General features: G+C 67.8%; 15 protein-coding genes and 1 pseudogene. 5 read left to right on the top strand and 11 right to left on the bottom strand.

Annotated features, from left to right (window positions below; genetic code table 11):
* Nucleotides 1–283: 283 nt before the first annotated feature.
* From ACGLHR_RS24105 to ACGLHR_RS24095, 3 genes are read right to left on the bottom strand one after another with little or no spacing between them, the layout of a single operon-like run.
* On the bottom strand, nucleotides 284–1,459 hold the full coding sequence (locus tag ACGLHR_RS24105) for a VWA domain-containing protein (RefSeq protein WP_318236679.1): 1,176 nt from the start codon (nucleotides 1,457–1,459) through the stop codon (nucleotides 284–286).
* A gap of 52 nt (nucleotides 1,460–1,511) precedes the next feature.
* The gene (locus ACGLHR_RS24100) at nucleotides 1,512–2,126 is read right to left on the bottom strand and encodes a GNAT family N-acetyltransferase (protein WP_400096657.1); all 615 of its coding nucleotides are present in this window, start codon (nucleotides 2,124–2,126) and stop codon (nucleotides 1,512–1,514) included.
* 10 nt (nucleotides 2,127–2,136) lie between these two features.
* Nucleotides 2,137–3,015 carry a MoxR family ATPase gene (locus ACGLHR_RS24095; protein WP_043344836.1) on the bottom strand — a complete coding sequence of 293 codons (879 nt, stop codon included), beginning with the start codon at nucleotides 3,013–3,015 and terminating at the stop codon, nucleotides 2,137–2,139.
* A 420-nt stretch (nucleotides 3,016–3,435) separates the two neighbouring features.
* On the opposite strand from ACGLHR_RS24095, the gene ACGLHR_RS24090 reads away from it, so the two are divergent.
* Together ACGLHR_RS24090 and ACGLHR_RS24085 are read left to right on the top strand one after the other, a co-directional pair.
* Nucleotides 3,436–3,783: a cytochrome c gene (locus ACGLHR_RS24090; protein WP_267606063.1), complete on the top strand. Its 348-nt coding sequence runs from the start codon at nucleotides 3,436–3,438 to the stop codon at nucleotides 3,781–3,783.
* A 12-nt stretch (nucleotides 3,784–3,795) separates the two neighbouring features.
* Nucleotides 3,796–4,194 (top strand): c-type cytochrome, encoded by a 399-nt coding sequence (locus ACGLHR_RS24085; RefSeq protein WP_267606064.1) that lies wholly within the window; start codon nucleotides 3,796–3,798, stop codon nucleotides 4,192–4,194.
* Between the two features lie 121 nt (nucleotides 4,195–4,315).
* Here the strand turns inward: ACGLHR_RS24085 and aroG are convergent, their stop codons facing one another.
* Nucleotides 4,316–5,395, bottom strand: coding sequence for a 3-deoxy-7-phosphoheptulonate synthase AroG (gene aroG, locus ACGLHR_RS24080; protein ID WP_400096656.1), 1,080 nt, complete (start codon nucleotides 5,393–5,395; stop codon nucleotides 4,316–4,318).
* Nucleotides 5,396–5,721: 326 nt separating this feature from the next.
* A pseudogene (locus ACGLHR_RS24075) lies at nucleotides 5,722–5,967 on the bottom strand (response regulator transcription factor); the annotation flags it as partial.
* A 268-nt stretch (nucleotides 5,968–6,235) separates the two neighbouring features.
* Between ACGLHR_RS24075 and ACGLHR_RS24070 the strand changes: the two are divergent.
* Complete coding sequence (locus ACGLHR_RS24070; RefSeq protein ID WP_400096655.1) at nucleotides 6,236–7,291, top strand: class I SAM-dependent methyltransferase; 1,056 nt, start codon at nucleotides 6,236–6,238, stop codon at nucleotides 7,289–7,291.
* 45 nt (nucleotides 7,292–7,336) lie between these two features.
* Here ACGLHR_RS24070 and tldD read toward each other — a convergent pair whose 3' ends face one another.
* The 3 genes from tldD to ACGLHR_RS24055 all read right to left on the bottom strand — a co-directional run bounded on the left by tldD (nucleotide 7,337) and on the right by ACGLHR_RS24055 (nucleotide 14,155).
* The gene (gene tldD, locus ACGLHR_RS24065; RefSeq protein WP_267606067.1) at nucleotides 7,337–8,797 is read right to left on the bottom strand and encodes a metalloprotease TldD; all 1,461 of its coding nucleotides are present in this window, start codon (nucleotides 8,795–8,797) and stop codon (nucleotides 7,337–7,339) included.
* Between the two features lie 105 nt (nucleotides 8,798–8,902).
* Nucleotides 8,903–9,760, bottom strand: coding sequence for a carbon-nitrogen hydrolase family protein (locus ACGLHR_RS24060; RefSeq protein WP_400096654.1), 858 nt, complete (start codon nucleotides 9,758–9,760; stop codon nucleotides 8,903–8,905).
* Nucleotides 9,761–9,826: 66 nt separating this feature from the next.
* Nucleotides 9,827–14,155 carry a YhdP family protein gene (locus ACGLHR_RS24055; RefSeq protein WP_400096653.1) on the bottom strand — a complete coding sequence of 1,443 codons (4,329 nt, stop codon included), beginning with the start codon at nucleotides 14,153–14,155 and terminating at the stop codon, nucleotides 9,827–9,829.
* Between the two features lie 255 nt (nucleotides 14,156–14,410).
* Between ACGLHR_RS24055 and glnE the strand changes: the two genes are divergently transcribed.
* Nucleotides 14,411–17,251: a bifunctional [glutamate--ammonia ligase]-adenylyl-L-tyrosine phosphorylase/[glutamate--ammonia-ligase] adenylyltransferase gene (glnE, locus tag ACGLHR_RS24050; RefSeq protein ID WP_400096659.1), complete on the top strand. Its 2,841-nt coding sequence runs from the start codon at nucleotides 14,411–14,413 to the stop codon at nucleotides 17,249–17,251.
* Complete coding sequence (rrtA, locus tag ACGLHR_RS24045; protein WP_400096652.1) at nucleotides 17,248–17,883, top strand: rhombosortase; 636 nt, start codon at nucleotides 17,248–17,250, stop codon at nucleotides 17,881–17,883. Before glnE ends, rrtA begins: the two co-directional genes overlap by 4 nt.
* A gap of 60 nt (nucleotides 17,884–17,943) precedes the next feature.
* Here the strand turns inward: rrtA and ACGLHR_RS24040 are convergent, their stop codons facing one another.
* The 3 genes from ACGLHR_RS24040 to recN all read right to left on the bottom strand — a co-directional run bounded on the left by ACGLHR_RS24040 (nucleotide 17,944) and on the right by recN (nucleotide 21,954).
* Nucleotides 17,944–19,629 carry a S8 family peptidase gene (locus tag ACGLHR_RS24040; protein ID WP_400096651.1) on the bottom strand — a complete coding sequence of 562 codons (1,686 nt, stop codon included), beginning with the start codon at nucleotides 19,627–19,629 and terminating at the stop codon, nucleotides 17,944–17,946.
* Between the two features lie 122 nt (nucleotides 19,630–19,751).
* Nucleotides 19,752–20,189: a hypothetical protein gene (locus tag ACGLHR_RS24035; protein WP_318236689.1), complete on the bottom strand. Its 438-nt coding sequence runs from the start codon at nucleotides 20,187–20,189 to the stop codon at nucleotides 19,752–19,754.
* Nucleotides 20,190–20,229: 40 nt separating this feature from the next.
* A complete protein-coding gene (gene recN / locus ACGLHR_RS24030; protein ID WP_400096650.1) occupies nucleotides 20,230–21,954 on the bottom strand; it encodes a DNA repair protein RecN in 1,725 nt (574 codons plus the stop codon).
* Nucleotides 21,955–22,018: the final 64 nt, after the last annotated feature.

Below are 22,018 nucleotides of genomic sequence, written 5' to 3'. Positions count from 1 at the left end.
TGCAAGGATCGCTTTCTTTTGGTTACTTTTCTTTACGAGTAAAGAAAAGTGACATCTCACACGTTCTAAAACGGCAAACACCGTACAGCCGCGCCAGCAGCTAGAAGCGCTAAAACACTGCCCACTCACGCTATTCTGCATCAGCAGCTAGAAGCGCTAAAACACTGCCCACTCACGCTATTGCTGCATCAGCAGCTAGAAGCATGAAAACCCCGCCCACAGGAGACAGCCCCCCGCGTCAGCGGGGCCAGAAGCAATAAAACCTCATCAAACCAAAAACCATCTACTTCGACAACACCCTCATAGCCTGCTCCAGCCCCCCCAAAGTCACCGGATACATCCGCGACTTCATGATCTGATTGATCACCGTCACCGACTGCCGGTACTGCCAAAGCCCTTCCGGCTCGGGATTAAGCCAGACAAAGCGCGGAAACTGCTCGATCAGCCGGTTGAGCCAGACCGCGCCGGCTTCCGGGTTGTTGTACTCCACCGAGCCGCCAGGCTGCAGGATCTCGTACGGGCTCATGGTGGCATCCCCGACAAAGATCACCTTGTAGTCCGGCGTGTACTTGTGGATCAGGTCCCACGTGGCGATCTTCTCCGCATGGCGGCGGCGGTTGTTCTTCCACACATAGTCGTACACGCAGTTGTGGAAGTAGTAATACTCCAGGTGCTTGAACTCGGTCTTGGTGGCCGAGAACAACTCCTCCACGCGCTTGATGTGGTCGTCCATCGAGCCGCCGACGTCCATCAGCATCAGCACCTTGACCTTGTTGTGGCGCTCCGGGCGCAGCTTGATGTCGAGCAGGCCCGCGTTGGCGGCGGTGGAGTGGATAGTGTCGTCCAGGTCCAGCTCGGTCTCCGCGCCTTCGCGCGCGAAACGGCGCAGGCGGCGCAGCGCGACCTTGATGTTGCGCGTGCCGAGCTCGACCTGGTCGTCGTAGTCCTTGTAGGCGCGGGTCTCCCATACCTTGACCGCGGTGCGGTTGCCCTTGGACGGGCCGCCGATGCGGATGCCTTCCGGGTTATAGCCGCCGTGGCCGAACGGCGAGGTGCCGCCGGTGCCGATCCACTTGTTGCCGCCCTCGTGCTTTTCCTTCTGCTCGTCAAGCAGTTGCTTGAGGCGCTCCATCAGCTTGTCGAGCCCGCCCATGGCCTCGATCTTGGCTTTTTCCTCGGCCGAGAGCTCGCGCTCCAGCGTCTTTTGCAACCAATCCAGGGGGATGTCGGATTTCCAGTCGACCAGGCTCTCGATGCCCTTGAAGTAGGCGGCAAAGGTCTGGTCGAACTTGTCGAAGTGCTTCTCGTCCTTGACCAGTGTCATGCGCGACAAGTAGTAGAACTCGTCGATCGACGGCGTGATCACCTCGGCCTTGAGGGCCTCCAGCATGGTCAGGTATTCCTTGACCGAGACCGGCAGCTTGGCGTGGCGCAGCGAAAAGAAGAAATCGATCAGCATGGTGGGCTCGCTTAGAGTGTCCCGGAGCGGGTGCGGCGGTTTGCGTGCTGGTTCACGAGGCGCGCCCCGGCAGGTCCAGGCGGTATTGCAGGTGGCGCTTCACCGTCGGCCATTCGCTGGCGATGATGGAGAACACCACGGTGTCCCGGAGGGATCCGTCGGGCATGCGCTGGTGGTTGCGCAGCACGCCGTCCTGCTTGGCGCCAAGACGGGCAATGGCGGTGCGGCTCTGGTGGTTCATCCAGTGCGTGCGGAATTCCACCGCGATGCACGCCAGTTGCTCGAACGCGTGCGTGAGCAGCATCAGCTTGCATTCGGTGTTCACGGCGCTGCGCTGCACGCGCTGCGCATGCCACGTGTGGCCGATCTCGAGGCGCCCGTTGGCGCCGTCGACATTGAAGTAGCGCGTCGCGCCCACCACCGCGCCCGGCACGCCGTCGCGGATCTCGCGGATCACGAACGGCATCGCGCCTTGTTGCTCGCGCATCTGCAGCGCGGTGTCGGTCCACGCGCGCACCTGGTCCGGCGCCGGCACCGAGGTGTACCAGAGCTTCCACAGTTCGCCATCGGCGACGGCGGCCTGCACCTCGGCCTCATGCTCGAGGCCGAGCGGCTCCAGCAGGGCGTGCTGGCCGCGCAGGGTGACGGGTTCGATAAAGCGTGCCATGGCGCGGCGCTTAGCGGTTGGCGCGGTTCATGAAGACGAGGCGCTCGAACAGGTGCACGTCCTGCTCGTTCTTCAGCAGCGCGCCGTGCAGCGGCGGGATCGCGGCCTTCTTGTCCGGGCTCTTGAGCGCTTCGGGCGGAATGTCCTCGGCCATCAGCAGCTTGAGCCAGTCGATCAGCTCGGAGGTGGAGGGCTTCTTCTTCAGGCCCGGCAGGTTGCGCATCTCGTAGAAGGACTCGAGCGCGGCGGCCACCAGCTCGCGCTTGATGCCGGGATAGTGCACGTCGACGATGCGCTGCATGGTCTCGGCATCGGGGAACTTGATGTAGTGGAAGAAGCAGCGGCGCAGGAAGGCGTCGGGCAGTTCCTTCTCGTTGTTCGAGGTGATGATCACCAGCGGGCGGTGGCGCGCCTTGACCAGTTCGCGCGTCTCGTACACATAGAACTCCATGCGGTCGATTTCGCGCAGCAGGTCGTTGGGGAATTCGATGTCGGCCTTGTCGATCTCGTCGATCAGCAGCACCACTTGCTGGTCGGCCTCGAAGGCCTGCCACAGCACGCCCTTGATGATGTAGTTGCGGATGTCGTGGACGCGGTCGTCGCCCAGTTGCGAATCGCGCAGGCGCGACACCGCGTCGTATTCGTACAGGCCCTGCTGTGCCTTGGTGGTGGACTTGATATGCCACTGCAGCAGAGGCATGCCGAGTGCTGCGGCCACCTCCTCGGCCAGCATGGTCTTGCCGGTGCCGGGCTCGCCCTTGATCAGGAGCGGGCGCTGCAGCGCGCGCGCGGCATTGACGGCCAGCTTGAGGTCATCGGTGGCAACGTACTGCTGCGTGCCTTCGAAGCGGTTTTGCTGGTTCTGGCTGGCGTTGGTGGTGTTGGACATGGGGCAACCTGAAGGGGTTTATGCGTGTCGGAATTGGCCAGTATAAAAGAGCTTTTCGGTTCGCGTGCGGCTCGCCGTGCCGTGCTGGACTGCCACGTGCAGCGTGCTGTACAATGCGGCGGTTTGACGCGCCCCCCACGTCCAAGACTCCACCCCCTCGCTTTGTCCGCCTTGTCACTCCCGCGGTCCTTGCCGGGAGGCGGCGATCACAAGAGATGGTTACAGAATGAGGCGGAGACTACGCCGGGATGCACTGGCAGCGGCTGGCACCACCAGCAAGCAGCGCCCAGGTATCCGGCCCACGCTGGCAGCACCGCATCTACCCGCGGGCAGATACGGTCCGGCCGGACGCATTCTGAAGCCATTTCCGACCGGTTGGGCAGGTCACGCAGGGTTTAACACTTCCAATCAGCTACGACAATGAAAAAGCTCCTCACGATGGTGGTGCTGGGCGCGGCCGCAACGGCTGCGCAAGCCCAGGAAGTCAAGGGCAATGTGGACGCCGCCAAAAACAAGGTCGCGATGTGTATTGGTTGCCATGGCATTCCCGGCTATCGCGCCTCCTTCCCCGAGGTGTACCAGGTGCCCCTGCTCGGCGGCCAGAACGCCAAATACATCGAGAATGCGCTCAAGGAATACCAGAAGGGCGAGCGCAAGCACCCGACCATGCGTGGCATTGCCGCGACCCTGACCGACCAGGACATCGCCGACGTGGCTGCTTATTACGCGCAGCAGTCTTCCAGCACGCAAAACAACACCCAGAAGTAAGAGGACCCACCCATGAATACGCTTAAGACGCTTTCGCTCGCGATCGGCGCACTCGTGCTGGGCGCCTCGGCCATCACCGCCTCGGCTGCCGACCTCGCGCACGGCAAGGCGCTGGTGGAGAAGGGCAACTGCGTGGCCTGCCACGGCGCCGGCATGAACGCCCCCATTACGCCGGATTACCCGAAGCTGGCCGGCCAGCACGCCGACTATCTGTACCACGCATTGGCCGCCTACCAGATCACCGGCAACCCGCAGGTGGGCCGCACCAACGCGATCATGGCCGGCCAGGTCAACGCCAACCCCGGCGTGACGGGCAAGGACGGCAAGCCGCGTCCCTTCACCCGGGATGAGCTGAAGGATATCGCTGCCTACATCGAATCGCTGCCGGGTGGGCTGGTCCTGAAGAAGTAAGCAAACCGGCGCCGGCAAATGCCGCGCGCGGGTCAGGAACAAGAAAAAGCCGCTGATCCCAGCGGCTTTTTCTTTGCCCGCGGCCCCGGAGCGCTCGCGCCCCCGGGCCGCGTCAGGCGGCTCAGTTGCCCGCGTCCTTGGCCAGGCGGCGTGCCTTGACGGCGTTAGCCAGGGTTTCGAGCACCTTCACCGAGTCGTCCCAGCCGATGCAGGCATCGGTGACCGACTGGCCGTAGGTGAGGTCTTCCACCGGGGTGCCCTGGACGTGGTCCTGGCGACCGCCCACCAGGTGGGATTCCACCATCACGCCGACGATGCGCTCGTCGCCCGCGGCCATCTGGCGGCCGATGTCCTCGCAGACCGGGATCTGGTTCTCGTGCTTCTTGCTGCTGTTGGCGTGCGAGGCATCGATCATCAGGCGCGCGGCCAGGCCGGCTTTGGAGATCGCTTCGCAAGCTTCCTGCACGCTGGCGGCATCGTAGTTGGGCGTCTTGCCGCCGCGCAGAATGATGTGGCAATCCTCATTGCCCGAGGTCGACACGATGGCGGAGTGGCCGCCCTTGGTCACCGACAGGAAATGGTGGGGCTGCGAAGCGGCCTTGATCGCATCGACCGCGATCTTGACGTTGCCATCGGTGCCGTTCTTGAACCCGACCGGGCACGACAGTCCGGAGGCCAGTTCGCGGTGCACCTGGCTTTCCGTGGTGCGCGCGCCGATGGCACCCCAGCTGACCAGGTCGGCGATGTATTGCGGGCTGATCATGTCGAGGTATTCGGTGCCGGTCGGCAGGCCCATCTCGCTGATGTTCAGCAACAGCTCGCGCGCGGTGCGCAGGCCGTCGTTGATCTTGAAGCTGCCGTCCATGTGCGGGTCGTTGATCAGCCCCTTCCAGCCCACGGTGGTGCGCGGCTTTTCGAAATACACCCGCATCACGACTTCCAGCTCCCCGGCGAAACGATCACGCTGGACCTTGAGCAGCTTGGCGTACTCGAGCGCGGCGCGGGTGTCGTGGATGGAGCAGGGCCCGATGATCACGATCAGGCGGTCATCCATGCCGTGCAGGATCCGGTGCATGGACTGGCGCGCGCCGTAGATCACGTCGGACGCCTTTTCGGAGCAGCCGAACTCGCGGATCAGGTGCGCGGGGGGCAACAATTCCTTGAGTTCGCGAATGCGCAGGTCGTCGGTGTTCTTCAGCATGATGGCTCCGGATTTTGTAGGGTCGTGTGTTTGGGTTGTCTGGGCTAGAGCTGGGTGCGGGCCGGTATAAAAAAAGCCGCCAGGTTCGCTGGCGGCTTTTTTTGAATTCTGGAGGCACTTACGATCGTCCCTCTCCATCCGCCAGCGGTGCGAGATCGCTAAAAAAGTAAAAATAAAACTTAGCGGACATGGATGGGATGCGGCTCAAATGGCGTCGGTTATTTGCGGCAACGCGTCACGGGATGGCAGAAAATTGCGCCAGCCCTGCCAATTCTGCCGGCAGCGGCGGTTGACCATCCGGTAACGAAGCATCTTTATAGCGCGTTTTATGGGGCTTGGCAAGCGTCCGGCATCGGGCCGGCCACAATTTCCGGACGCACCATGGCGGGTCCCGGATCGAGTTCCAGCCCGCGCATCACGGCGGCGGTGCGGTTCTCCACGCCTAGCTTCACGTACACATGCTGCAGGTGCTTTTGCACCGTGCGGGCGCTGATGCCAAGCATGCCCGCGATCTCGCGGTCCGTCTTGCCGTGCGCCAGCCAGCGCAGTACTTGCTGCTCGCGCGCGGTCAGCCTGGCGAGCATGGAGAGCGTCTGGGCATCCTGGCAGCGGCTGACTGTGAGCATTGCGGCGGCTTTGGGTAGCGCGCCGGTACGCAATGCTGCGTATTGGCGCGTTCCCGTGCATGGACCAACATCAATGAGGCCAGTATAGGCGCCGCCAGCGCGCACGGCAGTGCCGCGGCGGCACCTGCACAGGTTTGCCCGGGGGAAGACAGGCGAACGCGGCATGCCAGGCAGGTCAGGCACGCCGGGCTGAGGCGAGGGGGAGGGAAACATCATGGCGATCGATGAGGGGAGGCTGAACGCCTTCATGGCGCAGTTCGTCCAGGATCTGGGGGCGGTGATGCATGCCGCCACCATCGTGGTCGGCGATACGCTTGGCCTTTACAAAGCCTTGGCCGAGAAACCGATGACCGTACAGGTGCTGGCCGAGAAAACCCATACCGATGAGCGCTACCTGCTCGAGTGGCTGTCCGCGCAGGCGGCCAGCGGCTATGTCGCGTACGACCCGGCCAGCGATCTGTTCAGCCTGACCGAGGAGCAAGCCTTCGCGCTGGCCCAGGAAGGCAGTCCTGCTTTTATTCCCGGTGCCTTCCAGATCGCGGTGGCGCAGTTCAAGGCGATTCCCAAGATCGTGGATGCCTTTCGCAACGGGCGCGGGCTGGGCTGGCATGAACACGATCCGTCACTGTTCCACGGCACCGAGCGGTTTTTCCGCCCGGGCTATGCGGCGCACCTGACTTCGGAATGGATTCCCGCGCTGGAGGGTGTGCAGGCCAAGCTGCAGGCGGCCGCTCGCGTGGCCGACGTGGGCTGCGGGCATGGCGCCTCCACCATCATCATGGCGCAGGCTTACCCGGCATCGGCGTTTTACGGCTTCGATTACCACGAGCCGTCGATCCGCTATGCCAACGAGGCGGCGGCGCGCGCCGGCGTGCAGGATCGCGTGCACTTCGAGGTGGCAAAAGCCAAGGAGTATGGCGGCAAGGACTACGACCTGGTGGCCGTGTTCGACTGCCTGCACGATATGGGCGATCCGGTCGGCGCTGCCGCCCATGTGCGCGAGACCTTGCGTCCGGACGGCACCTGGATGATCGTCGAGCCCTTCGCCAACGACCGGCTCGAAGACAACCTGAACCCGGTCGGCCGGGTCTTCTACTCGGCCTCGACCTTTATCTGCACGCCAGCGTCGCGCTCGCAGGAGGTGGGCCTGTGCCTGGGCGCCCAGTCGGGCGAGGCACGCATGCGCTCGGTGGTGCAGCAGGGCGGGTTTTCGCGTTTTCGCCGGGCGGCGCAAACGCCGTTCAACCTGATCTACGAGGCGCGGCCCTGAACAGCAAAGGGGCCGCGCCCGGCCCGCTGGAAGGCAATCAGGCCATCAGGCCGTGCCGCCCACCGTCATGTTTTCAATGCGCAGGGTCGGCTGGCCCACGCCCACGGGCACGCTCTGGCCTTCCTTGCCGCACACGCCCACGCCCGAGTCCAGGCGCATGTCGTTGCCGATCATGGTGACGTCCTTGAGCGATTCCGGGCCGTTGCCCACCAGCGTGGCGCCCTTGACCGGCGTGGTGATCTTGCCGTCCTCGATCAGGTAGGCCTCGCTGGCGGAGAACACGAACTTGCCGTTGGTGATGTCGACCTGGCCGCCGCCGAAGTTGACCGCGTAGAGGCCGCGCTTGACGCTGGCGATGATCTCCTGCGGATCGCGGTTGCCATTGAGCATGTAGGTGTTGGTCATGCGCGGCATCGGCAGCGCGGCGTAGCTCTCGCGGCGCGCGTTGCCGGTCACCGGCATCTTCATCAGGCGCGCGTTGAGCGTGTCCTGGATATACCCCTTGAGGATGCCGTCCTCGATCAGCGTGGTGCACTGGGTCGGGTTGCCCTCGTCGTCGAGGTTGAGCGAGCCGCGGCGGTTGGCCAGCGTGCCGTCGTCCACCACGGTTACGCCCTTGGCCGCCACGCGCTCGCCCATGCGGCCAGCAAAGGCCGAGGAGCCCTTGCGGTTGAAGTCGCCTTCCAGGCCGTGGCCGATAGCCTCGTGCAGCAGCACGCCGGGCCAGCCCGGGCCGAGCACGACGGTCATGGCTCCGGCCGGAGCCGGGCGCGCCTCGAGGTTGACGAGCGCCGAGGCCACGGCCTCGTCCACGTACTTGCGCAGCAGCTCGTCGGTGAAGTAGCCGTAGGCATAGCGCCCGCCGCCGCCGGAGGAGCCGATCTCGCGGCGCCCGTTCTGCTCGGCGATCACCGTGACCGACACGCGCACCAGCGGGCGCACGTCGGCGGCGATGACGCCGTCGCTGCGTGCCACCAGCACCACGTCGTACTCACCGGCCAGGCCTGCCATCACCTGCACCACGCGCGGGTCCTTGGCGCGGGCCATGCGTTCCACGCGCTCGAGCAGCGCCACCTTTTCGGCCGCGTCCATCGAGTCCAGCGGATCGTTGGGCGAGTACAGGTTGCGCCCGCCCTGGGAGGCCATCTTGCTCGCCACCTTGACGCGGCCGCTGCCGGCGCGGCCGATGGTGCGGGTCGCGGCGCCGGCCTTGAGCAAGGCGTCCAGGCTGATGTCGTCGGAGTAGGCGAAGGCGGTGCGGTCGCCGGACACGGCGCGCACGCCAACGCCCTGGTCGATGCTGAAGCTGCCGGACTTGACGATGCCTTCTTCCAGGCTCCACGCCTCGTTGCGGGTGTACTGGAAGTAGAGGTCGGCGTAGTCGACCTTATGCGTGAAGATGTCCGCCAGCACGCGCTGCAGGTTGGTTTCGTCCAGGCCGTAGGGGGCCAGCAGCAATTGCTGGGCGGTGGCGAGGTTGCGGATTCCGAGGTCGCCGGCGTTCATGGTTGTCCTTTATCGTCGTGCCGCGGTGGCGCGAAAAGCGCCGCCGCGTAAAAATCTGGGATGTTGGCGATTCCGGGGAATCGGCCAGGTCATGGCTTGTACATGCTACAGCACCCGATGGCGCAGCGCAGGCAGGTTCTGCCGCACCTCGTCCAGCCGGGCGGGATCGATCAACCCGCTCACCACGCCTTCGCCTTCCGGCAGCACCGCCATCACCTCGCCCCAGGGATCGATCAGCATCGAGTGGCCCCAGGTGCGCCTTCCGTTCTCGTGCTTTCCGCCCTGTGCGGCGGCCAGCACATAGCACTGGTTTTCGATGGCGCGGGCGCGCAGCAGGATCTCCCAGTGCGCCTGGCCGGTGGTGTAGGTGAAGGCGGCCGGCATCAAAATCAAGCTGGTGCCGCCGCCCGCCGCGAGCTGGCGGTAGAGCTCCGGAAAGCGCAGGTCATAGCAGACCGACATGGCGACCCGTCCACAGGGCGCATCGAAGCTGACCGGGGTCTGGCCGGCCAGGATGGTACGCGATTCGTCGTACCTTTCGCTGCCGCGCGTGAAGCCGAACAGGTGGATCTTGTCGTAGCGTGCCGCGCGTTCGCCGCGCGGGTCGTAGGCGAGCGAGGTGTTGTAGACGCGGTCCTCGTCCTCGCACCACAAGGGCAGGGTGCCGCCGACCAGCCAGATTCGGTGCCGGCGCGCCGCATCGGCCAGGAATGACTGGATCGGCCCGTCGCCGTCGCGCTCGCGGATGGCCACCTTGTCGCCTTCGCGCAGGCCCATCATGCAGAAGTACTCCGGCAGCAACACCAGCTCGGCGCCGCCCTTGGCGGCCTGCGCGATCAGCGCGTCGGCGCGGGCCAGGTTGGCCTCGGGCGAGACCCCGCTGACGGTCTGGATGGCAGCCACGCGAAAGGGGGCCGCGCTTGGGGCCGTGCTGGGGGCTGGGGCGGAGGCGTTTGCGGTCATGAAGCGGTTTCCTTGGCTTGCGGCGGCTGCGCGGCGGGCTTCCCCGGGCAGGGCCAGTCGCTACGGTTATGGCGCCGGGTAGACACGATTGGACGACGAATCCCGCACGGGGGGCGAGTCGGTCTTATTCTCCCCCACTTTGGTGACCTGCGGGTTCGCCCAGCCACCGCTGATATGGAAGCGGCGGCTGAAGGCCTTGGAGAATTCGTCGGCAAATATCAGCTGGGCCGCCAGCGTGCCGATGCCCAGCGCGGGATTGATGAACGCTGCGGCGACCGACGCGGATGTGGCGTTGATGCGCGGCACGACCGTCACATCCAGGTCCTGCGTTTCGCGCGGGATGTTCGCGCTGCCGGTCATCGAGGCGCGCAGTTGCCCGCCCTTGAGCGCGAAATCCTTGGTGCTGGCCACGCCATTTTCGATCGTGCCGGTGCCGGTGATTTCGTCGAACACCATGCCCTGGCCCGCCACGCCGCGGAAGTCGAAGGTGGCCAGCCGCATCAGGCTTTGCAGGCTGAGCACGCCCAGCAGCTTGGCTGCGCCGGGGTCCACACTGAGGATCTGGCCATTCTCCAGCTGGAGCTTCATCCGGCCCGACAAGGTGGGGTAGTCGATCGACAGCGGCGAGCCGCGCCATGCGATCCTGCCCTCGAAGGTGCCGCGCCCGTCGGCCAGCATGTGCGGCAGGCCCATGCGTTCGAGCACCTGGCCGCCATTGCGCACGTCGAGCTTGAAGTCGAGCAGCGTGCGGCGCTCGGCGGCAGCGCCGTCGCGTACCCGGCGCGGCAAGCGCCAGCTGCCGCTGCCCGTAAAGGTGGCGCCGGGCTGCTCGATGACCAGGCGGTCCAGCGTCCACACGGGCTCGCCGCCGTTTTCGCTGGCGCGGGCCTTGACCTCCAGCTTGCCGAAGTCGCGGCCGTGCAGCTCGAACCGATCGGCAACCAGGTCCAGCGCGGGCAGGTCGCCGGTATTGCCGTCGAGCGGATCGGCCGCATTGGCGGCGTCGCCCGTGTCGGGGATGTTCAGGTGCGACAGGCGCAGCGTGAGCGCGCCCGCCGGTGTGGTTGCATCGCTGCGCCAGCGCATGTTGCCCGCCACCTGGCGGGACTCGATCTGCACGCCCCAGCCAGCGCTTTCGCGGGTGGCCTCGAGCACGACGTCGTCGAGCTCGCGGCCAAAGGCGTGCAGCGTGTGCGTGCGCGCGGAAATGCGCTCGGGCAGGTAGTCCACCGCTGGCGCCGCCGAGCCGGCACTGGCGCCCCCGGCGTCCGCGAACAGGGCGCGCCAGGCGTCCAGGTCGATGCGGCTGGCCGTGATCGCTGCGGTGACGCCGCTGGCGGGTTGCGGCGCCGGCTGCTCGATGCCGATCCCGCCGGCCAGCACTTCCATGCCGTCGCCGTTGCGGCGTAGCAGATAGCGCGCATTGAGCACGTTGCCATACTGCACCAGCATTTCCTCGCTGCCGGCGCGGGCGGCGCCTGGGCGCAGTTCAAAGCGCAATGGCACGGCCTGCGCCGCGCTTTTGGCCATCGGTGCGGGCAGGTTCACCGCCAGCCCGGCCAGCTCCGATGCCACCGTGATCTGCGGCTGGTGGTCGCGCACGCCGATCACGGCGCTGTAGGCGGTGCTGCCTTCCAGTTTCTGTATCAGCCCGGCGGCGGGCGAGCCGCCAAACGCCTCGCGGATGCCCTGGGCGGTGAGATTGCCACCGGCAGTGACCCTGACCGTGCCGTCGGGCTGGCTGCCGCCGCCGGCGCGAATCTCGCCGCCCAGGAAGCGGGCGCGCAGGTCGTTGAGCTGGAAGCCGTGCTCGTTGAAAGCGACCACGCCGGTGGTGCCGGCCAGCACGGGCAATTGCGGGATCAGCACCACATCGTTGCCGGGCAGCCGGAACTGGCCGTCGACCTTGGTGGCATGCGCCTCGGTGAGGGGCAGGTCGAGCTTGAGCCGCAGCTCGCCGTTGCCTTGGGCGCGCATATCCGTCAGCACCTGGCCGGTCCAGTCGCGCACCGGGCTGGCGGCGACGAAGCGCAGGAAGGCCGTCATCGCCCCGCTGGCGCTACCGTCCAGCACCAGGCGGCCGTGCTCGCCGAGGTCGGCGATGCGGCCATTGACGTCCTGCAGCGTGACGCCAGCGGCGCCTTGCACGCCAGCGCGCTGCGCGACGAACGACAGCCCGCCGCGCTCGAACAGCAAGTGGCCGCTGATGTCGGTGAAGTTCGGCCAGGCCTTGCCGTCATTGCTGGCGCTGGCGGCGCTGCCCGCCGGCGCGCTCACATGGGGCGCGATCTGGTAGCTGACATGCTGGATCGGCACCTCGACCCGGAAGTCGCCGGCACGCTCGAACGGGCTGTGGAAGGGGAAGTGCTCCAGGTCGCCCTTGAGCAGGAACTTGACGTCGCTGGCTTCACCGCTGACCAGGGCGCCGGCCAGGTATTGGCGCGTGGAGGCGGGTATGCCCATGGGCAGGTAGCGCGGCACGCGGCTGACCTGGGCGCGGGTCAGCTCACCGGTCAGGTCGGCAATGCCGCCGTGCCCGTCGCCGCCGGCATGCCAGGTGCCGCGTACGCTGCCGGCGGTATCCGCGTTGGCGAACTGCACGCCGTCGGTGCGCACTGCCAGCTTGCCATTGTCGTTGGTCCAGCGCACTTCGCCGTTGATCTGGTCGAACGAGAGGCGCGGATCCTCGAACATGCCCGGCAGCATCAGCGCGGCATTGTTGCCTTCAAAGCGGGCGCTGCCCTGGCGTTCGTCGAAACTGAAGCTGCCGGAGATCCGCGAAAAGCCCGGCACGCCCAGGTGGGGCTTGCCATTCGCACCGACGGGCGGGTTGGCGGGCTGGCCAAGCACCGAGACGCTGCGCAGCGTGCCCTGCACGTTGAAGTGGCGCTGGCCATCGCGGCGGCTCAGCATGCCCTGGCGATCCCGGTTCCAGTTCACGTCCAGGTTGTCGACATGGCCCGAGGGCTGCAGCGCGCGCAGCTGGCGCGACAAGGCGGTGTCGAGCGGCAGCGAGGTGGCCAGCGCGCGCACGGTGTTCAGGTCGAAGGTGGGCGCCTTGAGCGTGAATTTGCGCAACGCGCCCTTGTTGTCGGTGGCCCAGCCGACCACTACCTTGCGCATGCCTTCGCGCCAGACGCCTTCGCCGCTGGCCAGGCCGGCGGCCGCGCTGGCGGCGCCAGGGGCGGCCGCGGCTGCGGAGGCCGCCTGCGCTTGCCGTGCCGGCGGCACTGCCGGCCCTTCCGCCGGCTCGGGCTGCCACAGCAGGGTGTCGATGGTGAGGATGTTGTCGCGGTCGCGCCCCGCGCGGTGCAGGATAAAGGCCTGGGCACTGGCGAGCTTGAGCGCTTCGGGCGCTCCGGAGAGCTTCAGGTCCACGCTGCTGGCGCGCAGCCGCGCCTGGCTGCGGGTGATCTGGCCGCCGCGAAACTCGATGGTGCCGTCGGTGCTGAAGGTGCCGCGCGTGACGCGGTCGAAGATCGCGAGATAGCGCTGCAGCACCGGGAGCTCAAGCCGGCCAAGGTCCCAGCTGGCCTGCCCGTACCAGTTGTGCCAGTCGCCGGTGCGATGCAGGTATTCATGGCGGAAGTCCGCCTGCACCACGAGTGGGCGCGGCGCGAGCGTGGCCGATTGCGCTTCGAGCTTGAACGTGTGGCGCGAGCCGTGGCGCTGCACGCTGAGCTGGATATTGCCGACGTCCAGTTGCGGCAGCTTGTTCTTGTCGTCGAGCCAGCGCAGCTTGCCGTCGGTGAGCTCGACCTTGCCCTGGGCCAGCAGCCAGTCGAACAGGCGGTTGTCCTGCGGCTGGGCGCCGGTGGTGTCCACGGCCATGCCGGCCACCTTGAGCTTGCCGTCGGCGGAGCGGCGGATCAGCAGGTCGGTCTGGCTGGCGGAGATCTTCTGGAACAGCACGTCCATGCTGAACAGCGAGCGCCATGACAGCTTGCCATCGAGCTCGCCCGCGGCCAGCAGCACGCGCTGCTCGGCATCGATGGCCTTGACGTCGCGGGCATGGAAAGCCGGATGCCAGCCATCCCAATAGGTATCGAGCTGGCCGATGCTCAGTTGGGCCGCGAGCGCCACCGAGCCGCGCTGCTCCAGCCAGGTGCGGGCGGCCGAGGCCTGTGGCCAGAGCACAAAGCGGATCAGGAGCCCGGCGAGCAGCGCCAGCAGCACCAGCGCCAGGGCCAGGCGCACCAGCACGCGTCCCAGGCCGCGCCAGACGGGATGGCGCAAGCCAGCGAGCAGAGCCCGGCCGACCGCGCGCGCAAACGCGAGCGCGCGCCGGCCGCTTTGCGGCGACGGGGTTGAGCTTGCACCGGCGGCCCCATCAAGTGCCGGCGTGCCGCCGGCGGTGGCGGAGGGATCGGCAGGTGGGGTGGCGTGGCTGGACATGCGCAGATTATCCGACAATACTAGGCGCTCTCCAATACGGTGCCTGACCGGCCGTGCATAACGCGCGCGCCGGCCCAGGGCCGGCTCACGCGCTACCAAGTAACAGGAATGACTTCCACTGATCCGACGAGTTCCGCGGCCGCGCCCGATACCGCCGCAACCGATGGCGCAAACCGTGCCGCAGCCGCGGATGGTCCTGCCGGCGAACATGCGCCCGGCAACACTTCCAGCGCTGCCAGGCAGGCTGTGGCCGACATGGCCACGGGCCCGTTCGCAGTGGTGGCCGCCGCGGAACTCGTGCCGGTCGAATGCGCCGGCATGGCATTGTACTCGCCCGCCTATTCCCATTACACCCGCCGCATGGCGCAGGCGCGTCCCGAGCTGGCCGAAATCGTCGCGCTCGCACGCGAGCAGCCGCTCACGCGCGCCTGGATGGAAGCGCGGCTCAAGGCCCTGCACGAGCCGTCGTCCGATCTAGAGGATGCCATCAAGCGCGCGCTGCGCCGCTTGCGCGCGGAAGTGATGTGCGTGGTGATCGAGCGCGATCTGCGCGGCCTGTCGACGCTGGGCGAAGTCACCGGCGCGATGACGGACCTGGCCGAGCTGGGCATCCAGTACGGCCTGGCCATGCTGGAGGCGGACCTCGCCCCGACCTATGGCCGCCCGGTCGGGGAGAGCAGCGAGGAGGTGCAGGAGCTGGTGGTGGTTGGCATGGGCAAGCTGGGTGGCCGCGAGCTCAATGTGTCGTCCGATATCGACCTGATTTTCCTGTACGACGAAGACGGCGACACCCGTGGCGGGCAACGCAGCCTGTCCAATCACGAATATTTCATCCGCCTGGGACGGCGCCTGATCAACCTGCTGGCCGATGTGACCGGAGATGGCTACGTGTTCCGCGTCGACATGCGCCTGCGTCCCAATGGCGACGCCGGACCGCTGGCCTGCAGCCTCGGCATGCTGGAGCAGTACCTGATGGTGCAGGGGCGCGAGTGGGAGCGCTACGCCTGGATCAAGGGCAGGGTGGTGTCGGCGCTGGATACCCCGCATGCGCAGCGTACCGCCGCGCAACTGGCCAGCCTGACCACGCCCTTCGTCTTCCGCCGCTACCTCGACTACGGCGTGATTGCGGCGATCCGCTCGCTGCATGCGCAGATCCGCGCCGAGGCGGCCAAGCGCAGCGGCGGGCTGGCGGCGCCGGGCAGCGGCCAGCGCGTCAACCAGCGTGCCTTCAATATCAAGCTCGGGCGCGGCGGCATCCGCGAGATCGAGTTCATGGCCCAGGTCTTCCAGCTGATCCGTGGCGGCCAGGACCCGGCGCTGCGCATCCGGCCCACCCTGGAAGTGCTGACGGTGGCGGTGGAGCATGGGCTGCTGCCCGCGGGCCAGGCCGAGCAACTGGCCAACGCCTACCGCTTCCTGCGCCAGCTCGAGCATCGGCTGCAGTATCGCGACGACGCCCAGACGCACCACCTGCCCACCTCGGAAGAGGAGCAACTGGCGGTGGCGAAGATGATGGGCTGCGCCGACTGGCCGGCCTTGCTCGAGCGCCTGGCATCGCTGCAGGATCCGGTGGCGCAACAGTTCGAGGCTACGTTCTCGGACCCCGATGAAGCGCATGCGCAGTGCGAGGCGTTGTGGCCCGCGTTGATCCAGGAAGAACAGGATGAACCACCGTGCGAGCGCCTGGCCGCAGCCGGCTTCAGCGATTGCACCGGGCTGCTCGACCGCTTGCGCGCCATCGGCGCCTCGCTGCGCTACCGCGCGTTGTCCGAGCCCAGCCGAGTGCGCTTCGACTTGCTGGTCAACCGCGCGCTTGACCTGGCCTCGCGCCAGGACGATGCCGACCGCACCATCGCCCGCTTTGTCGATTTCCTGGATGCCATCAGCCGCCGTGCGTCCTACCTGTCCCTGCTTTCCGAATACCCGCAGGCGATGGCGCGCGTGGCCGACACGCTGCACGCATCGAGCTGGGCCGCCGCCTATCTGACCCGCCACCCGCAACTGCTCGACGAACTGCTCGACAGCGATGCCCTGGCGCGCGCGCCCGACTGGAACGACTTTCGCAGCCGCCTGGCCGCGCGTCTCGACGCGGCCGACGGACAGATCGAAGCCCAGATGGACATCCTGCGCCGCGAACATCATGCCGAGACCTTCCGCATCCTGCTGCAGGACCTGCAGGGCATGGTGACCGTGGAGCAGATCGCCGACCGGCTGTCGGACCTGGCCGATGCCATGCTCGACGTGACCCTGCAGGCAGTCTGGCGCCAGCTGGCCACCCGGCACGCCGAGCAGCCGCGCTTTGCCGTGATTGCCTACGGCAAGCTGGGCGGCAAGGAGCTGGGCTATGCCTCTGACCTCGACATCATCTTCCTCTACGAGGATGAGCACGAGCGCGCGCCCGACGTCTACGCCGCCTACGCGCGCCGCCTGATCACCTGGCTGACCAGCCATACCGCTGCCGGCACCCTGTTCGACGTCGATACGCGCTTGCGGCCCAACGGCGAGGCCGGGCTGCTGGTGACCAGCTTCGAGGGCTTTCGCCGCTACCAGCAGCGCGAGGGCGACAACACTGCGTGGGTGTGGGAGCACCAGGCGCTCACGCGCGCGCGTTTTTGCGCGGGCGACCCAGAGATCGGCGCGCACTTCGAAAGCCTGCGCGACGAGATCCTGCGCCAGCCGCGCGACGCCGCCACGCTGCGCGGCGAGATCGTCGCCATGCGCCACAAGGTGGCCGAGGGGCATCCCAACCCAAGCGGTTTGTTCGACCTCAAGCATGATCGCGGCGGCATGGTCGACATCGAGTTCACGGTGCAATACCTCGTGCTGTTGCACAGCCACGATCATCCTGCGCTCACGCGCAATGCCGGCAATATCGCGCTGCTGCGCACCGCTGGCGAGATCGGCCTGATCGATGCCACGCTGGCGCGCGAGGTGGGCGACGCGTATCGCGCATTCCGCGCCCGCCAGCACCAGTTGCGCCTGGACGGGCAGGCTCATGCGCGCGTCGCGCCGGCCGTGGTGGCGCAAGAGGCGGAACACGTGCGCACCCTCTGGCAAGCGGTGTTCGGCGAGCCGGTTGCCACCGGCGCCAGATGAACCCGCAGGCGGCCGGCGCGGCGCGCTGGCCGGGATGGCTGGGCGTGCTGGCCGTACTGGCGCTAACGGCGGCCCTGGGTGCCGCATTTACCTTCGTCCCCTGGCTGCACGCGCACGGGCTCTATCTGCGCGATGCCGTCATGGGTCACGGCGCGGCGGGCCAATGGTGGCGCCTGCTGACGGCCATGTGGGTCCACCTTGGCTGGCAGCACTGGCTGGCGGACCTGCTGGCCGCCGCGGGCCTGTTCCTGCTGATTGGCCGCGAGGCGCGCGCCGGCGCGATGCTGGCGGTCCTGCTCGCCTGCGGCGTAGCGGTGCAACTGGCGCTATGCCGAGTGCCGTCGGTGGGTTGGTACGGCGGGTTGTCCGGCGCATTGCACGGGTTGGCCTTGTGGGGCGGTCTGCGCCTGCTCTATGGCAGCGGCGTGTCGCGCGTGCTCGGCGTGGCGCTCTGCCTTGGGGTGCTGGTCAAGACCTGGCTTGAGCAGTCGTGGCTCGCGCCGGTGGTATTCGATGCGCAGTGGGGGTTCGGGGTCGTGCGTATCTCGCACGCGGCCGGCGCGCTGGCCGGCCTGGGGCTATGGCTGGTCCAGGAGTGGTGGCAGCGCCGCCACGGCCAGCCACCCGCATAGGCGCGCTGCTAAGGGACGCAGCCGGCGCAGGCCGGCTGGCGCCCCGCGTTCACCATGACTTCAATGCGATTTCACCGGGCGCCGGCGGCGTCCGACCCAGTTCAGCAGCAGGCCAAGCGCGCACAGCCCGAGCGCGAGCGGCCACGACAGCGCGCCGCCACCGCCCGAGGAGGCGGCTGGCGCAGCGGGCGCCGGCTGGACCACCTGCGTGCCGGCGGCCACTGCAGCATTGGCATCGAGCAGGCCCGCGCCGCATTTGCCGGCATTGGCGGTAGCCGTGCAATAGGTGCCGGCCGGATGGGGCCGTGCCGAACTCTTCAAGGTGGCAAGTACCTGGGCGGGCGTGAGCGCCGGATTGGCGGCGAGCATCAGCGACACCACGCCCGATACCAGCGGCGCGGCAAAGCTGGTGCCTTGCGAGTTGTTGACGATGTAGTTGCCAAGCGAGGTGGTGCCGTCATTGGACAGGGCCCGGATGAACGACTCCGCCACCGAGCATTTGCCGCCCGACACCTTAGAGTTGCCGCAGCCACCGCCCGGCGCGCTCAGCGCAACCTGCGGCCCCACATTGGCATAGCTGGCGTTCTCGCCGTCATTAGCGTGCGCCGTCACGGCCACCACGCCGCTGCAGTCGGCAGGCGCCTCGACCGCGCCGGCGCTGTTGCCCGTGGCGGCGACCACCACCACGCCATTCGCGGCGAGGTCAGTCACGGCTTGCTGCTCGATGCTGGAACAGGTCCCGCCGCCCAGGCTCACGTTGATCACGCGCGCCGGGGTGGGGTTGGCCGGCACATTGGGCACGGACAGGCCGCCGGCCCAGCGCATGCCGTCCACGGTGTCCGAGAGCAGCGCGCCGCAGCGGCCGGAGACGCGCACCGGCTGGATGCGGGCGTTCCAGTCCACGCCGGCGATGTTCACCCCGTTATTGGTGAGTGCGCCAAGCGTGCCCGCCACGCGGGTACCGTGCCAGCTATTGTTGGTGGCGGTCGTGGTAGGCGTGGAGGTGCCGGGGCAGGTGAACCCCACCGGCACGCCGTCGCCGGCGTCGGTGGCGTCGGCGTCCCGGCCCCCACCGTCGTTGGCGATGGACGGATCGGTGATGAAGTCATAGCCGGGCACGAGGCGGCCGGCAAGATCCGGGTGCGGCAGGGAACCCGTGTCGAGCACGGCGATCACCAGGCTGCTGCTGCCGCGCGTGCGGTCCCATGCGGGCGGCAGGTTCACGCCACCCACCACTTGGCCGGGGGTGCCCAGGTAGGGCTGGTTGAGCGCGAACTCTGGGTCGTTGGGCGCGGTGTCGTGCAGCCGCAGCCAGCGGTCCGGCACTACTTCCGCGATGCGCGGATCCTGGCGCAGCCGGGCGGCGGTGCCTTCTGGGTCGGCGGCATCGCTGCCGGAAACACTCAGCAGCTGCAGGCTGCCGCCCATCTGGCGCTTGACCGAGAGCGCCACGCCAGTGCTCTGGCGCACGCTCAGCATGCGCTCGGACAGGCCGCTGGCGGCAGCGCTGTCGCTCGCGCCGGCGCTGCTGGCGCTCATGCTGGTGGTTGTGCTTGTGCTGCCGTCGCGCCAGCGCACGATAAAGTTGCCGGTGTAGTGCGGCGCGGGGCGCGCGGCGGGGTCGGGGGCCGCGCTGGCCGCGGCGGGGGCGCCCAGCCAGAGGGCGGCGCCCAGCGCCAGCAGCAGGGCTGCATGGCGCGGTGTGCGCCGCGTTTTGCCGGATCGGAATTGACGCTGTGCCTGCATGTCTACGTTCTCCCGTTGAGCCCGCTTCGGACTGACCGCGGTTACAGCATTCAACCTGCAATCTTCAACCTTCAACGTCCAGGCCATGGATTCCGACGACAGCAATCGGGCAGCCGCCGGATTCAGCTCGCCGGCATGTCGCGGCCGATGGGCTGGGTGCGATTCGGCTTGAGCACGCGGTCAGGCTCGGCCAGCTCGATGCGAGGGGCGCCGCGCAGCGTGGCGACCGCCTGGTCGATCGTGGCATCGGCCGACGCGGAGATCGCGGTGACCAGCCAGACGCCGCCCGACATGGGCCGCTTGACGACGAAGCGGATCGGGCCGGCAATCGACGCCAGCAAGCGATCGGCTTCTTCGGACACGGTGACGGGCGGCGCGGAGAAACGCACCATGATATCGCCTACGGCGCGATCGGCGCTGATGCTGTTGAGCGGCGGCGCCGACGGGCGCTGTTGCGCCTGGCAAGCGGTCAGGGCTAGCAGGGCCAGCAGGCCGCAGGCGGCGGTGATCCGCAGCGGGCGAGCCAGTGAGCGGGAGTGCGGCTGTTTGCCGAGTGACATGGGGAAACTCCTGAATGGTTACTGGCCAGGGCGCGGGCAATCAGCCTGCGCTGCGCCGCGAACGGCGCGCTTCCCGGGCCGTGCCGGTGGTGCCACGCAGGCCTTGCGCGAGCATCTCCTCGGCGTGTTGCACTGTGGTGGCCGTCACGGTGGTCCCACCCAGCATGCGTGCAGTTTCGACCACGCGGCCAGCGGCGTCGAGGGCGCGGATGCGCGAGCGGGTGACCGAGCCATTGCCGTCGGGCTGGCTGGTCTCCTTGCTGACCAGCAGGTGGGCGCCGGCCTGGGCGGCCACCTGGGGCAGGTGGGTCACGCACAGCACCTGGCGAGCGCGGCCGAGTTCCTGCAGGCGGCGGCCCACCACCTCGGCCACCGCGCCGCCGATGCCGGTGTCGACCTCGTCGAAGATCAGGGTCGGGGTGGGCGCGGCCTCGCTGGTAATGACGGAAATCGCCAGGCTGATCCGAGCCAGCTCGCCGCCCGACGCCACTTTGGCCAGAGGGCGCGCGCTGACGCCGGCATGGCCTGCCACCAGGAACTCGACTTGTTCCAGTCCATGGCTTTGCCCTTCGTCGAGCGGGTGCAGCGCCACCGCGAAACTGCCGCCCGCCATGGACAGGCCCTGCATGGCATCCGTCACGGCGGCCGACAGGCTTTCGGCCGCCATCTTGCGGGCGGCGCCGAGGTGCTGGGCGATGGTGAGGTAGGCGGCGCGGGCCGCGGCCTCGCGCGCCATCGCCTTGTTCAGGTCCTGGGCGGACTGGAGATCGTCCAGTTGCTGGCGGCGCGCCATCAGTTCGTCCGGCAACTGCTCCGGCGGCATCCGGTACTTGCGCGCGGTGGTGTGCAGCGCCTGCATGCGCGCCTCCACCACCTGCAAGCGTTCGGGGTCCAGGTCGATCCGGTCGACGTAGCGGTTGAGCGAGTGCGCGGCCTCCTCGACCTGGACCAGCGCGGGGTCCAGCGCCGCCAGGACGTCACCCAACGCGGGGTCGACGTCAGCCATCTGGCGCAGGCGCTGCACCACGCTGTTGAGCCCCGACAGCACCGAGCCATCGGCCTCGGACAGCGCCTCCAGCGCGGCGCGGCTGCCCTCGATCAGCCCGGCGGCGTGCGACAGCCGGTTGTACTCGGCCTGGATGTCTTCCCATTCGCCGGGTTGGGGTGCCAGCTTCTCGAGCTCGCCGACCTGCCATTCGAGCCGCTCGCGTTCCAGCTGCATCTCGCGCGAGCGGTGCTCGACGGTTTCGCGCTGGCGCACGCACGCGCGCCACGAGCGCCAGGCTTCGGCCACCGCGCCGGCCTGCGCGGTGAGCCCGGCATGGGCATCGAGCAGCAGGCGCTGGGCGTCGGGGCGCAGCAGCAACTGATGGGCATGCTGGCCGTGGATATCGACCAGGCGGTCGCCGATGTCGCGCAGCTGGCCCAGCGTGGCGGCGCCGCCGTTGATAAAGGCCTTGCTGCGCCCGCTGGCGTCGACGGTACGGCGCAGCAGCACCGTGCCTTCGTCGCCGGTGAGGTCATGTTCGGCCAGCCACGCGTCGAGCCCGGCCGGGGTGGAGAAGGTGGCGCTGATGCCGGCCCGGGCGGCGCCTTCGCGGACCACGCCGGCGTCGGCGCGCTCACCCAGCACCAGGGCCAGCGCATCGATCAGGATCGATTTGCCGGCGCCGGTCTCGCCGGTGAAGACGGTGAAGCCCGGGGAGAAGTCGAGGTCGAGCGTATCGACGATGACGAAATCGCGGATGGACAGGCTGCGCAGCATCGTGGTCGACTGGTCGGGGCTGGATGATGTCAGGGGGCGGATCTGGGCCGGTTCGGTGCGGACC

The organism is Cupriavidus sp. CuC1 (assembly GCF_044627735.1).
GTDB lineage: Bacteria > Pseudomonadota > Gammaproteobacteria > Burkholderiales > Burkholderiaceae > Cupriavidus > Cupriavidus ulmosensis.
This window is presented reverse-complemented; position numbering and strand designations above follow the sequence as displayed.